At 65.3% G+C, this 12374-nt stretch carries 13 protein-coding genes; 7 read left to right on the plus strand and 6 right to left on the minus strand.

From position 1 onward, the window contains the following. Nucleotides 1–78 precede the first annotated feature (78 nt). Nucleotides 79–1707, minus strand: a complete 1629-nt coding sequence (locus ACVW1B_RS04380) for a fatty-acid--CoA ligase (protein ID WP_456821220.1) — start codon at nucleotides 1705–1707, stop codon at nucleotides 79–81. A gap of 76 nt (nucleotides 1708–1783) precedes the next feature. On the opposite strand from ACVW1B_RS04380, the gene ACVW1B_RS04385 reads away from it, so the two are divergent. Beyond that, entirely contained in the window at nucleotides 1784–2950 is a 1167-nt protein-coding gene (locus tag ACVW1B_RS04385; RefSeq protein WP_456821221.1) for an extensin family protein, read from the plus strand. Between the two features lie 11 nt (nucleotides 2951–2961). Here the strand turns inward: ACVW1B_RS04385 and ACVW1B_RS04390 are convergent, their stop codons facing one another. Beyond that, a complete protein-coding gene (locus ACVW1B_RS04390) occupies nucleotides 2962–3639 on the minus strand; it encodes a L,D-transpeptidase (RefSeq protein ID WP_057015206.1) in 678 nt (225 codons plus the stop codon). Nucleotides 3640–3977: 338 nt separating this feature from the next. On the opposite strand from ACVW1B_RS04390, the gene ACVW1B_RS04395 reads away from it, so the two are divergent. Then, nucleotides 3978–4955 carry a magnesium transporter CorA family protein gene (locus ACVW1B_RS04395; protein ID WP_092083830.1) on the plus strand — a complete coding sequence of 326 codons (978 nt, stop codon included), beginning with the start codon at nucleotides 3978–3980 and terminating at the stop codon, nucleotides 4953–4955. A gap of 130 nt (nucleotides 4956–5085) precedes the next feature. Continuing rightward, nucleotides 5086–5310, plus strand: a complete 225-nt coding sequence (locus tag ACVW1B_RS04400; RefSeq protein ID WP_028334509.1) for a hypothetical protein — start codon at nucleotides 5086–5088, stop codon at nucleotides 5308–5310. 133 nt (nucleotides 5311–5443) lie between these two features. On the opposite strand, the gene ACVW1B_RS04405 is transcribed toward ACVW1B_RS04400, so the two are convergent. Both ACVW1B_RS04405 and pdxH read right to left on the minus strand, forming a co-directional pair. Continuing rightward, nucleotides 5444–6196 carry an SDR family NAD(P)-dependent oxidoreductase gene (locus tag ACVW1B_RS04405; protein WP_018270354.1) on the minus strand — a complete coding sequence of 251 codons (753 nt, stop codon included), beginning with the start codon at nucleotides 6194–6196 and terminating at the stop codon, nucleotides 5444–5446. A 155-nt stretch (nucleotides 6197–6351) separates the two neighbouring features. Then, nucleotides 6352–6993: a pyridoxamine 5'-phosphate oxidase gene (pdxH, locus tag ACVW1B_RS04410; protein ID WP_018270355.1), complete on the minus strand. Its 642-nt coding sequence runs from the start codon at nucleotides 6991–6993 to the stop codon at nucleotides 6352–6354. A gap of 108 nt (nucleotides 6994–7101) precedes the next feature. On the opposite strand from pdxH, the gene ACVW1B_RS04415 reads away from it, so the two are divergent. Together ACVW1B_RS04415 and ACVW1B_RS04420 are read left to right on the plus strand one after the other, a co-directional pair. Further along, entirely contained in the window at nucleotides 7102–7509 is a 408-nt protein-coding gene (locus ACVW1B_RS04415) for an RT0821/Lpp0805 family surface protein (protein ID WP_026192440.1), read from the plus strand. A 118-nt stretch (nucleotides 7510–7627) separates the two neighbouring features. Further along, complete coding sequence (locus ACVW1B_RS04420; RefSeq protein WP_168857198.1) at nucleotides 7628–8587, plus strand: DnaJ C-terminal domain-containing protein; 960 nt, start codon at nucleotides 7628–7630, stop codon at nucleotides 8585–8587. A gap of 384 nt (nucleotides 8588–8971) precedes the next feature. Here ACVW1B_RS04420 and ACVW1B_RS04425 read toward each other — a convergent pair whose 3' ends face one another. Beyond that, complete coding sequence (locus ACVW1B_RS04425) at nucleotides 8972–9736, minus strand: anti-sigma factor family protein (protein ID WP_456821222.1); 765 nt, start codon at nucleotides 9734–9736, stop codon at nucleotides 8972–8974. Nucleotides 9737–9803: 67 nt separating this feature from the next. Then, nucleotides 9804–10292: a sigma-70 family RNA polymerase sigma factor gene (locus tag ACVW1B_RS04430; protein ID WP_016844579.1), complete on the minus strand. Its 489-nt coding sequence runs from the start codon at nucleotides 10290–10292 to the stop codon at nucleotides 9804–9806. A 227-nt stretch (nucleotides 10293–10519) separates the two neighbouring features. On the opposite strand from ACVW1B_RS04430, the gene ACVW1B_RS04435 reads away from it, so the two are divergent. Both ACVW1B_RS04435 and aroC read left to right on the plus strand, forming a co-directional pair. Beyond that, nucleotides 10520–11119, plus strand: coding sequence for a histidine phosphatase family protein (locus ACVW1B_RS04435; RefSeq protein WP_253603129.1), 600 nt, complete (start codon nucleotides 10520–10522; stop codon nucleotides 11117–11119). A gap of 150 nt (nucleotides 11120–11269) precedes the next feature. Continuing rightward, nucleotides 11270–12358 (plus strand): chorismate synthase, encoded by a 1089-nt coding sequence (gene aroC / locus ACVW1B_RS04440; RefSeq protein ID WP_253603127.1) that lies wholly within the window; start codon nucleotides 11270–11272, stop codon nucleotides 12356–12358. Nucleotides 12359–12374 lie beyond the last annotated feature (16 nt).

Raw genomic sequence — 12374 nt, forward strand, 5'->3', positions numbered from 1 at the left:
GACCCGGCCATCCATGTCTTGCCGCACGATGAAGTCGTGGATGCCCGGGTCAAGCCCGGGCATGACGAGCGTTTGTTTTCACGCCGCGGCGGTCGGGAACGTGTAGTCCTTGAACTGGTCGCGCAGCGCCGTCTTCAGGATCTTGCCGGTCGCGGTGTGGGGAATGCCGTCGACGAAGGCGACGTCGTCGGGCATCCACCATTTGGCGATCTTGCCGTCCATGAACTTCAGGATGTCCTCGCGCGTGGCACTCTGGCCCTGCTTGAGTTGCACGATCAGCAGCGGCCGCTCATCCCATTTGGGGTGATGGACGCCGATCACGGCGGCTTCCGCGACCGCCGGATGGCCGACTGCGAGGTTCTCGAGATCGATCGAAGATATCCATTCGCCGCCGGACTTGATCACGTCCTTGGAGCGGTCGGTGATCCGCATGTAGCCGTGCTCGTCCATCGTCGAGACGTCGCCGGTGTCGAAATAACCGGCATCGTCGAGGATGTTGCTGTCGATCCGGAAATAGGCCTTGGCGATCGCCGGGCCCGAGACCTTGAGACGGCCGAACGTCTTGCCGTCCCACGGCAGCTCCTTGCCGGCATCGTCGGTGATCTTCATCTCGACGCCGAACGGCGGATAGCCCTGGGTCTGCAGGATGTCGAGCCGCTCCTCGCCGGTGCGCTCGGTGAACGGCGGCTTCAGCGTCGCCAGCGTGCCGAGCGGGCTCATCTCGGTCATGCCCCAGGCGTGGCGCACCTGGCTGCCCATGTCGAGGAACGCCTTGATCATCGAGCGCGGCATCGCCGACCCGCCGCAGATCACCATCTGCAGGTCCGGCAGCTTGACGTTGTTGGCGGCCATGTATTGCAGCAGCATCAGCCACACCGTCGGCACGCCGGCGGTGTGGGTGACCTTCTCGGTCGACAGCAACTCGTACACCGAGGCGCCGTCGAGCTTCGGGCCCGGCATCACGAGCTTGGTGCCCATCGACGGCGCGGAGAAGGCGATGCCCCAGCTGTTGGCATGGAACAAGGGGACCACCGGAAGCATTGTGTCCGACGCGGAGGTGCCGAGCGCGTCCTTCGAGTTGGCCATCAGCGCGTGCAACACGTTGGAGCGGTGCGAATAAAGTACACCCTTGGGATCGCCCGTCGTGCCGGACGTGTAGCACATCGCCGCCGCGGTGTTCTCGTCGAAGGTCTTCCACTCGAACTTGCCGTCGGATGCCGCGATCCAGTCCTCATAAGCGACCGCGTTCTTCAGCGTGGTCTGCGGCATGTGCGCCTTGTCGGTCAGCACCACGTAGCGCTCGACGCTCGGCAGCTGGCCTGCGATCTTCTCCAGCACCGGAACGAAGGTGAGGTCGGTGATGACGATGCGGTCCTGGGCGTGGTTGACGATCCAGGCGATCTGCTCCGGAAACAGGCGCGGATTGACCGTATGGCAGATCGCGCCGATCCCCATGATGCCGTACCAGACCTCGAGGTGGCGCCAGGTGTTCCAGGCGATGGTGGCGACGCGGTCGCCGAGCTGGATGCCGTCGCGTTCCAGGCTCTGCGAGACCTTCAGTGCGCGGGTGTGGATCTGGGCGTAGGTGGTGCGATGAATCGGGCCTTCGACCGACCGCGTCACGACTTCCTGTGTGCCGTGATATTTGGCGGCATGCTCAATAATCTTGTGACACAGCAAGGGCCAATCTTGCATCAAACCAAGCATACGCGAATCCCTCCTCGATCCTCACACATGATCCGCCGGCATCTTGGACGGCCGGCAGTAAAATCATGGAACTGACATGAACTTTAGCGCGGAGAAAGCAAGCCGAAAATGGCCTGTTGGCGCGTTTCGTCGCGGGGGCGCGGCAATGGTTACCGCCGCCGCCGTGCTGCTTTGCCTTGGCATGCAAGCAGGCCCAGCCGAGGCCGCCCGCCGCGCGCCCAGCTTTCCGTGGGACGATCTGTTCGGCACCCGGCCGCAAAGGCCGCACAAGGCAGCCCGCCGCTCAGCGGTGCCGCTGCCGAAGCCACGCCCGGCTGAGGCGCCGGCGGAGCCTCCCGCCACAGCCAAAACGCAGCCTGCCGCGCCTGCCGAGGCGGCAAGGCCCAGCGAGACGGCCAAGCCCGCTGATGCCGCCAAGCCGGCCGAGCCCGCCGCGCCGCAGCCTTCGGCCTGCCGGCAGGCGCTGACCGAGGAGATCGCGATCGCCCCGAGCATTCCGGACATCCACGGCGCCGGGGGCTGCGGCGGCGAGGATCTGGTGCGGCTCGAGGCGATCGTGCTGGCGGACAAGCGCAAGGTCGCGGTCAAGCCCGCCGCGATCCTCCGCTGCAAGATGGCTGCTGCGGTCGCCGACTGGGTCCGCACCGATATCGCGCCGCTCGCGCAGAACCTCGGGGGCGGGATCAGCAATCTCGACAATTTCGACTCGTTCGAATGCCGCGGCCGCAATCGGGTCGCCGGAGCGCAGCTCTCCGAGCACGGCCGCGCCAATGCGCTCGACGTCCGCGCGCTCGGTCTCGCCAACGGCAAGTCGATCTCGCTGACCGACCGCAGCGTGCCGCGGACCTTGCGCGAGACCGTGCTGCATTCGGTCTGCGCCCGCTTCTCCACAGTGCTCGGCCCGGGCTCGGACTGGTACCACGAGGACCACATCCATCTCGATCTGATCGAGCGTCGTAACAATTACCGGATCTGCCAGTGGAACGTGGACGACCCGCTGCCGCAGGTCGCGCCGCTGTTGCCGGCCGAGCGCCCCGAAGAGGCGCCGCCGCGCGAGGTCGCTGCCAAATCCGACGCGCCGAAAGCGGACACATCCAAAGCTGACCACGGCAAGTCTGACACCGGCAAGTCTGGCACCGGCAAGCCGAACGCCACAAAATCAGATGATGCGGCCGCGCCCGACCGCAGTGCCGAGACCAAACCGCAGCCAACAAAAAAGCGCCGGCAAAGCCGGCGCTTTTGATCGCGATTGGATCAGTAGGTCGTGCCGCCGCCGCCCTGCAGCGCCATCTGCGGCTTGTAGGGCGAGTCGCCGTGCTTCGGCTCCAGCACCACGACGATCGTGCCGAGCTTGACGCGGTTGTAGAGGTCGATGACGTCCTCGTTGGTCATGCGGATGCAGCCCGAGGAGATCGACGCGCCGATATATTCCGGCTGGTTGGTGCCGTGGATGCGGAACAGCGTGTCCTTGCCGCCCGAATAGAGATACATCGCGCGCGAGCCCATCGGATTGTCCGGGCCCGGGGCCACGAAGGTCGGGACGCCAAGGCGCGAGATTTCGCCGGGGGTCGGGTGCCAGGCCGGCCATTCGGTCATGCTGCCGACCTTGGCGATGCCGGACCAGGCCATGGCTTCCTCGCCGACGGTGATGCCGTAGCGGATCGCCTTGCCGTCGTTCAGCACGTAATAGAGGTAATGGTTGTCGGAATCGACCACGATCGAGCCGGGGGCTTCCTTGCGGTGATACTCGACGATGGCGCGGCGGAACGGTTCAGCGACCGGCGTCTTGACGTAGGTGGTCTTGGCCAGGAGTTCCTTGTCACGCGGCTTGAAGTTCGCGGTGTTGGTTGCCTCATAGGTTGTGGCCTGCATGCAGCCCGACAACATCAGGCCCGCGGCCAGGATCCCGAGGGTAACTTTGAGCGACGACATGATTACATTCCAATCGAAAATCCGCGCCCGAAAGCGCCACTATTACGCCCCAAACGCCACGATTCCATTAGCGGCATTATTGCCGAAACGTGCCATTATTCCCAGAGTCTAGATGCCTTTCCCGCATCGCGGGACGCTGTCTGTGGCTTTTTTGCCGCAACTGTTCTGGTGCCGGGTTGGTTTTTGTGCAAACAGGCAACGGTCGACGAGTCGGCGTCACGTCGCTGCCGCCTGGCCGCCACAAGTATGGATGCCCGGTTAATACCCCGGTCATGAAGCGCCCCCCAGAATCGCGCTAAGTCGGCGGGTCCTGCCAGCCCTGTTTCGTGGAGTTCGTGATGCTGTCGGTGTTCGTTCCGTCCGAGTTTTCGCTCAAGAAGGCCACCGCGACGGACCTCGGCGCGCTGCCCGAGGGAGCGGTCTGGGTCGATCTGGTGAATCCGACCGTTGAGGAGGACCGGGCGGTCGAGAAGCTCGCGGGGATCGCGGTGCCGACCCGGGAAGACATGCAGGAGATCGAGATCTCCAGCCGCCTCTATATCGAGAACAGCGCGCGCTACATGACCGCGACGCTGATGTGCCAGTCCGACACCGACATGCCGCGCACCACGGCGGTGACCTTCATCCTCACCGGTCATCGGCTGGTGACGGTGCGCTACGACCTGCCGAAGCCGTTCGCGCTGGTCGAGAACAAGCTGGCGCGCGCCTGTTCCCCCAGCATCACCGGGGAGCAGGTGCTGATGGAACTGCTGGACGCGGTGATCGACCGTTGCGCCGACATTCTGGAGCGCTGCGGGGCCGATATCGACCAGGTGTCCCACGACATCTTCGAGCCGGAGAGCGAGCGCCACGGCCACGCCAAGCAATATTCGCAGATTCTGATCGCGATCGGCCGCAAGGGCGACCTGACCTCGAAGGTTCGCGAAAGCCTGGTCTCGATCGGCCGCCTCGTCACCTTTCTCTCCGCGGTGGTCGAGGGCGTGAAATGGTCCAAGGACATGCGCGAGCAGCTCAAGACCATGCAGCGTGACGTGGCCTCACTGACCGACCACGCCTCCTATCTCTCCAACAAGATCACCTTCGTGCTCGACGCCATGCTCGGCGTGGTCAATCTGGAACAGAACAACATCATCAAACTGTTCTCGGTGATGGCGGTAGTGCTGATGCCGCCGACGCTGATTGCCTCGATCTACGGCATGAATTTCAAGATCATGCCGGAACTCGAGTGGGCGCACGGCTATCCGTATGCACTGGTGCTGATGCTGATCGCGGCTGTCGTGCCGTACTGGATCTTCAAGTGGAAGAAGTGGCTGTAAACCGGTTCCACGCGTCGCGTTTTGGGACGCGCTTCCTGCCTTATTTCCTCTGCTAAAATTTGAGCGTTGCGCTGAACGTTTGGGCGAAACTTGTCTGCGATAACGCCCGCCTCGAAGCCGGAGGACAGCAATGGTTGAGAAGATCATAACGCCACGGCGTAACGTCATCGACTTTGCGCGCTATCAACAGGACCGCGCAGCAGGCAAGGTGCAGGCGATCTCGCCGAGACTTTGCCGTTACTGTGGCGCTGCGTTGCTGGATGGCGAGGACGAAGACGAATGCTCCAGCGCGCTGAACGACGTCGCGCTGCGGCAGCCCGAGAAGAAGAAGTCGCGTCGGTTTTACGCAGACTAGAGGCCGAAGCCTCGGAGGCAGAAGCCTCGTTTGTGTTTGTTACGCCTGCAAGTGAAGCAATCCCAATGACGGCCGCGGCGGCGGCCGGGATCGCCTCAAAACTTCCTTCCCCGAAATACGGCTCTTCCCAAGCTCAGACGTGCTGACCACCGTTGATGTGGATCTCCGCACCGTTCACGTAAGAGCTGGTCTCCGTACAGAGAACGTAGATGATCTTGGCGACCTCGTCCGGCGTGCCGAGGCGGTGCATCGGGATCTGCTGGTCGACGATCTTCTCGGTGCCCGGCGACAGGATCGAGGTATCGATCTCGCCCGGCGCGATCGCGTTGACGCGGACGCCGACGCGGCCGAAGTCCGATGCCATCTCGCGCGTCAGCGCCGCGAGCGCGGCCTTCGACGTCGCATAGGCCGCGCCGGCAAACGGATGCACGCGCGAGCCGGCGATCGAGGTGACGTTCACCACCGCGCCCTTGGCGTGTTTCAACTCCTCGATCAGCCCGCGCGCGATCATGATCGGTGCGAAGAAGTTGACGTGGAAAACGTGGGTCCAGGTCTCGATGTCGGTGTCCATGGTGCCGAGCCGGCCGCCGCCCGCAGCCTTCGGCGAGATCGCGGCGTTGTTGACCAGCGCGTGCAGTTCATCGTTCTCGAGCCGCCTGCGGATCTCGGAGATCGCGCGCACGGTGTCGTCATGGCTGCCGAGGTCGACCTCGATGTGGTCTTCCGGCCCGGCACCCCACGGGCAGACCTCGGGAAACGCGTGCCGCGACAGGGTGATGACGCGCCAGCCGGCGGACGAGAACCGGATCGCGGTGGCATGGCCGATGCCGCGGCTTGCGCCGGTCAGGAGCAGCGTGCGCCGCGGTGCATTGGATGGATGGGGCATCGACGGTTTCTTTCGTTTTCGTCATGCGCGGCGGCGTGCCGGGCATCCACGCCTTCGAACGACTCGGGATGACTTGGGATCAAGACGTCGATGGCCGGGTCATCTTACACGAAGACACGCTTCGCGCTTTCGCCCGGCCATAACGGTCGCAGCTTTCAGGGATAGAGCCGCACCTTCGACCAGGCGCTGCCGGCGCCGTCGCGGCGGAATTCGATGCGGTCGTGCAGACGGTACGGACGGTCGTGCCAGAACTCGAAGCGCTGCGGCGTGATCCGCCAGCCACTCCAGCCCGGCGGCCGCGGCACCTCGCCGATGACGTATTTCGCACCGGTCTTGGCGATCGCCTGCTCGAAGGCGAAGCGGCTCTCCAGCGGCTGCGACTGCTTGCTGGCCCAGGCGCCGATCTGCGCCTGCTTCGGCCTTGTGGCGAAATAGGCGTCGGCCTCGGCATCGGTCACCGGCGTGACCGGCCCGCGGATGCGCACCTGGCGGCGCAGCGATTTCCAATGGAAGAGTAAAGCGGCCTTAGGATTTGCGGCCAATTCGCGGCCCTTGGCGCTCGCAATGTGGCTGTAGAACACGAAGCCGTCGGCATCGAAGCCCTTCATCAACACCATCCGCACGTCGGGCAGGCCGTCGGGATCGACGGTCGCAAGCGCCATCGCGTTCGGATCGTTCGGCTCGGACTTGACCGCCTCCGCAAACCATTCGGCGAACAGGGCGAACGGCTCCTCCGCCGCGGTGAAATCACCCGATGTTAACGGTGTCGGGTGTTTGATGGAGGTCGTGTCGGTCATGTCAGGAGTCCCGATTTGCATCCGCCCGCGTCTGAAAGCGCGTTACTAGCCCTATATAGGGCATGGGGGCGCGTTGGCCTATCGGCGATCCACCCCGCAGGCGCGGTGGTGACATTGATCCTGATCGGCGTCGGCGCAAGCGGCTGCAGCCTGTCGCGCAGCGACGCCTTCGCCAAGCTGGACGACAAGGATGTGACGGGCTCGATCAGCCCGACCCAGGTCAATGCGGTGATGCCGACCGACAGCGACCTCGCCTTCGCCCGCAATGCCGCCTCCGACGTGCTGACCAAGGGCGACAAGGATTCCAGCCAGCCCTGGGAAAATCCTGAAACCGGCGCGCGCGGCTCGGTGACGCCGCTGGCCCAGGCCTATTCGGGCGAGGATGGCAAGACGTGCCGGGATTTCCTTGCCAGCTACGTCAATGGAGCCACCGAGAGCTGGCTGCAGGGCGCCGCATGCAAGGCTGGACAAGGGCGGTGGGAAATCCATAGCCTGAAGCCCTGGAGAAAATCCTGAGAATTCCGGCGAAGCCGGACTAGTTGCAAAAATGCCACTGAGCCCCCACATGAAGGCAAAGTGGGCCCGGACGGGTTCCCGGCCAGGACTGATTTTTCCCGTGAAGGAGACGTGACGGATGCGCGACCCCTATGAGGTCTTGGGGGTGCAGCGGAGCGCCAGCGCTGCGACGATCAAGAGCGCCTATCGCAAGCTCGCCAAGAAGCATCACCCTGATAACAACAAGAACGACCCGAAGGCGGCGGCCCGCTTTGCGGAGATCAACACGGCCAACGAGATCGTCGGCGACGAGGACAAGCGCAAGCAGTTCGACCGTGGCGAGATCGATGCCGAAGGCAAGCCGCGCTTCCAGGGTTTCCCTGGCGGCAGCGGTGCCGGCGGCCGTGCCGGTCCGGGCGGCTTCGAGTACAGTTTCCGCTCCGGGCCCGGCGGCGGCATGGGCGGCGGCAGCTTCGAGGACATCCTCAACAGCATGTTTGGCAATGCGGCTCGCGGAGGCGGCAGCCGCGCGGGCCGGGCCAGTCCGTTCGAGTTTGACGGCGGCGGGGTCGGCGTCGACCTCGATCTGTCGGTCGCCATGACGGTGTCGCTGGAGGAATCGGTCAGGGGCGGCGACAAGCGCGTCCGCCTGCCGACCGGCCGCGAGCTCAACGTCAAGATTCCGCCCGGGGTCGCTGCGGGTCAGCAGATCCGGCTGAAGGGGCAGGGCGAGACCGCGCAAGGCCATCCGCCCGGCGATCTCCTGATCACGATCTCGATCGCGCCGCACCCGTTCTTCAAGGTCGACGGCAACGACCTCAGGATCGACCTGCCCATCACCCTCTACGAGGCGGTGCTGGGCGGCAAGGTCCGCGTGCCGACGCTCGGCAGCGCGGTCGAACTGTCGATCCCGAAGAACACCTCGAGCGGCCGTACCTTCCGCCTCAAGGCCAAGGGGCTGTCGAAGGCGGGCGCGACCGGCGACCTCTATGTCACGACCCGCATCATCCTTCCCGACGGGAACGATGCCGAGCTTGAGGCATTGATGCAGACATGGCGGGATCAAAAACCCTACAATCCGCGTAGCGATCTCGGCTGACCGCCGATAACGCGCCCCAAAAGACGCGAAGACGCGAAACTGCACTACCCCGGACTCTATCGGGGTAGACGCGGGCATCGTGAGCGCGTCACAAAGGATGACGGCCGTCCGAGGTCTGCGGCGTGCAGACCGGATGACGGAAAAAGAGTGCGGCCTCGAGAGGGGGACCAGCGCGGTACACAAAACCCCAATCGAGGCCGCGTGCGCCGATCGGCGGATCGGGCGCGGATCATCTTCGCGTGAGCATCCGGTGCGATAATGAGACGCGTCGATGACGCGAATCGAAGTTTTCGATGTCGGAATTGGGACGCTGAGTGAGGCTGGATTCACTTACCCGAAATGACGCAATTTCGACGACCTGATCTTCCGTAAAATTACGGAAAATCACCCGCCGCTCTTCTCCATCTGATCGTAGACGGCCTGCGCGACCTGGGTCAGGCGCGTGCGATCGGTGCCGCCGCTGACGACATAGGCGACGCCTCGATCGGCCCAGAACAGCGCGCCGTCGCTGCCCTGCACGGCATAGCGCATCTGGGTCGCCTCGGTCTTCACCTTGGCGGTGTAGACCGTGAACCGCTCACCCGACGTGCTCTCATACATCAGGAACGACGCCGGGCCGCTCGGTCCGGGCAGCAGGCGGCCGCCGACCAGCTTCAGCCCGGTCAGCTCCGGCGCGCGGACGTCCCAGCCGCAGCGCTTGGTCAGCCATTGCTGCAGGTGGTCGCGCTCGCTGCCGGGCACCTCGACGGGATGCCGGACCTCGACCACGTAGAGCCGATGCGCATCGAGTGCATCGACCGTGAAGCTCTGGAAGGCTGACGGCGTCGCCGCCGCTCCGCGCGCGATCCAGCCGGCGCCGCCGCCGGCGACGAAGGCCATGACCGTCGCCGCCACCGCGCCATAGACCCAGCGGCGCGGCTGGCGCACCAGCCGCTCGAGCTCGAGCCGTTTCGGCACCGCCTCGTCCAGCACGGTGTCGTAGCGTGAATGCAGAGTCTCGGCCATCGCACGCCATGACTGCACCCGCGCCGCGTCGTCGGGATGCGTGTCAAGCCACACCTCGACATCGCCGCGGCGTTCGGCCGGCAGCTCATTGTCGACGTAAGCGTGCAGCTCGTCTTCGGTGACGGGAATGTTCGGGTCGGTCATATCAGTGGTCTCTGCCAAATCTTGTTCGAAAATCGTTCATGCATAACGCCGGCCATGGCGCACATTATCATTTCACCCGCCGGAGCGCCGGGCGCTGGCCCTCGATCGAGGCCCGGACATGGGCGCGGGCGCGGGCGAGGCGGGACATCACCGTGCCGATCGGCACGCCCTGGATATCGGCGACCTCGCGGTAGCTCATGCCCTCCAGCATGACGAGCAGCAGCACCGAGCGTTGTTCCTCGACCAGCGTCGACAGTGCGCGCTCGATGTCGCGTCCCTCGGCCTCGGTGCCGCTGGCGTCGGCGTTGTTGTCGAGCAGCGGCACGAAGGCCGGCCGCCGCGCCAGCGAACGCCGGCGGTTCTTGTTCAGATTGGTCAGGATCGTGTAGAGCCAGCTCCTGACGTCGCCGCCGAGAAACAGCCGCTCCGAGCGCAGCGCCCGCACCAGCGTGTCCTGCACCAGATCGTCGGCGATATCCGTGTCACGCGCCAGCGCGCGCGCATAGCGACGCAGCGCCGGTATCATGGCTTCGACACTTTGACGAAACGCGGTCATGCATCCCAGTCTTCGATGGTCTCGGCGATAGTCGCCTTGTTCAACATAACACCCTGGCGGCGTGGCTATTCCGTCTGCGCCGATCTGCGCGCATACCGCCCAAGCTGCGGCCGATTTGGGCTTGTCGCCGGCCGAAGTGCTGGTGTACCTCCGAGCCGAAAAAATTCGAAGCGTGGAAGCCTTGAGGCGGCCGACCTCTCGCGCAGCAGGGACCAGCCGTTACGGGAATGCCGGTACCGACGATCTATTACATCCGCCACGGCGAGACCGCGTGGAACGCCGAAGGCCGGCTCCAGGGCGTGCAGGACATCGCCCTCAACGAGCGCGGCCGCGCCCAGGCGGCGCATGCCGGGCGCATCCTCGGCGATCTCCTCGCGCGCGACGGCCGTGACAAGACGACGCTGCCGTTCGTCGCAAGCCCGCTGATCCGGGCGCGGGCGACCATGGAGTTGGTGCGTGCCGAGCTTGGCCTGCCGCCGGGCGACTACGCCCTCGACGCGCGGTTGCGCGAGATCGGCTACGGGACGTGGGAAGGCTCGACGCTGGCGCAGGCGCAGGCTGCGGACCCCGTGCTGTATGCCCGCCGCCTGGCCGAGAAGTGGACGGTGTCGCCGGAGGGCGGCGAGAGCTATGTCGACGTCCAGGTGCGGATGACCGACTGGTATCGCTCGGTGACGGCAGACACAGTCGCGGTTGCCCATGGCGGTACGGCGCGGGCGCTGATGGTGGCGCTCGGCTTCGAGACGCCGGCCTCGGCCGCCGAGCTCTATATCGAGCAGGGGGCGGTTTATGTGTTCGGCGCGGCGGGCCTGCGGAAGCATAGTTAACTCGCACTGTCATTCCGGGGGCGCGAAGCGAACCTCAGGGGCGCAATTGAGCCCCGGGGAATCTCGAGATTCCGGGTTCGATGCTCCGCATCGCCCCGGAATGACAGCCTGGCTGTTTGACCCCGCTGCCTCTGCGCGTTACGACACGCCATGTCCTTCAATACTTTCGGCCATATGTTCCGCGTCACGACCTTCGGCGAGAGCCATGGGGTCGCGATCGGCTGCGTCGTCGACGGCTGCCCGCCGCTGATCCCCCTGACCGTGGAGGAGATCCAGCACGACCTCGACCGCCGCCGCCCCGGCCAGTCGCGCTTCACCACCCAGCGCCAGGAGCCGGATGCGGTGAAGATCCTGTCCGGCGTGATGGCGCATCCGGAAACCGGCGCGCAGGTGACGACCGGCACGCCGATCGCGCTGCTGATCGAGAACACCGACCAGCGCTCGAAGGATTATTCCGAGATCAAGGACAAGTTCCGGCCCGGCCATGCCGACTTCACCTATGAAGCGAAATACGGCCTGCGCGACTATCGCGGCGGCGGACGCTCCTCCGCGCGCGAGACCGCGACCCGCGTCGCGGCCGGTGCGATCGCGCGCAAGGTGCTGCCCGAGGTGAAGGTGCGCGGCGCGCTGGTGCAGATGGGGCCGCACAAGATCGACCGCGAGAAGTGGGACTGGGACGAGATTGCGAACAATCCGTTCTTTTGTCCCGACAAGGACAAGGCGGCGTTCTTCGAAAGCTATCTCGACGGCATCAGGAAGAGCGGCTCCTCGATCGGCGCCGTCATCGAGGTCGTCGCCGAGGGCGTGCCGGCCGGGCTCGGCGCACCGATCTACGCCAAACTCGACAGCGACCTGGCGGCGGCGATGATGAGCATCAACGCGGTCAAGGGCGTCGAGATCGGCGCCGGCTTCGGCGCCGCCGAATTGTCGGGCGAGGAGAACGCCGACGAGATGCGGACCGGCAACAACGGAACGCGTTTCCTGTCCAACCATGCCGGCGGCGTCCTCGGCGGCATCTCGACCGGGCAGCCGGTGGTGGTGCGCTTTGCGGTCAAGCCGACCTCCTCGATCCTGACCACGCGCCGGACCGTGGACCGCAAGGGCGCGGATACCGACATCCTGACCAAGGGCCGCCACGACCCCTGCGTCGGCATCCGGGCGGTGCCGGTCGGCGAGGCCATGATGGCCTGCGTGCTGGCCGATCATTTTCTGCGCGACCGCGGGCAGACCGGGCGCTGATCCCTTATATAGTGGC

It is taken from the genome of Bradyrhizobium sp. USDA 4502, from assembly GCF_054063355.1.

Coding starts and splice junctions, on each gene's coding strand:
- ACVW1B_RS04380 (WP_456821220.1), bottom strand. CDS start 1,707: ATGCTTGGTTTGATGCAAGATTGGCCCTTGCTGTGTCACAAGATTATT.
- ACVW1B_RS04385 (WP_456821221.1), top strand. CDS start 1,784: ATGAACTTTAGCGCGGAGAAAGCAAGCCGAAAATGGCCTGTTGGCGCG.
- ACVW1B_RS04390 (WP_057015206.1), bottom strand. CDS start 3,639: ATGTCGTCGCTCAAAGTTACCCTCGGGATCCTGGCCGCGGGCCTGATG.
- ACVW1B_RS04395 (WP_092083830.1), top strand. CDS start 3,978: ATGCTGTCGGTGTTCGTTCCGTCCGAGTTTTCGCTCAAGAAGGCCACC.
- ACVW1B_RS04400 (WP_028334509.1), top strand. CDS start 5,086: ATGGTTGAGAAGATCATAACGCCACGGCGTAACGTCATCGACTTTGCG.
- ACVW1B_RS04405 (WP_018270354.1), bottom strand. CDS start 6,196: ATGCCCCATCCATCCAATGCACCGCGGCGCACGCTGCTCCTGACCGGC.
- pdxH (WP_018270355.1), bottom strand. CDS start 6,993: ATGACCGACACGACCTCCATCAAACACCCGACACCGTTAACATCGGGT.
- ACVW1B_RS04420 (WP_168857198.1), top strand. CDS start 7,628: ATGCGCGACCCCTATGAGGTCTTGGGGGTGCAGCGGAGCGCCAGCGCT.
- ACVW1B_RS04425 (WP_456821222.1), bottom strand. CDS start 9,736: ATGACCGACCCGAACATTCCCGTCACCGAAGACGAGCTGCACGCTTAC.
- ACVW1B_RS04430 (WP_016844579.1), bottom strand. CDS start 10,292: ATGACCGCGTTTCGTCAAAGTGTCGAAGCCATGATACCGGCGCTGCGT.
- ACVW1B_RS04435 (WP_253603129.1), top strand. CDS start 10,520: ATGCCGGTACCGACGATCTATTACATCCGCCACGGCGAGACCGCGTGG.
- aroC (WP_253603127.1), top strand. CDS start 11,270: ATGTCCTTCAATACTTTCGGCCATATGTTCCGCGTCACGACCTTCGGC.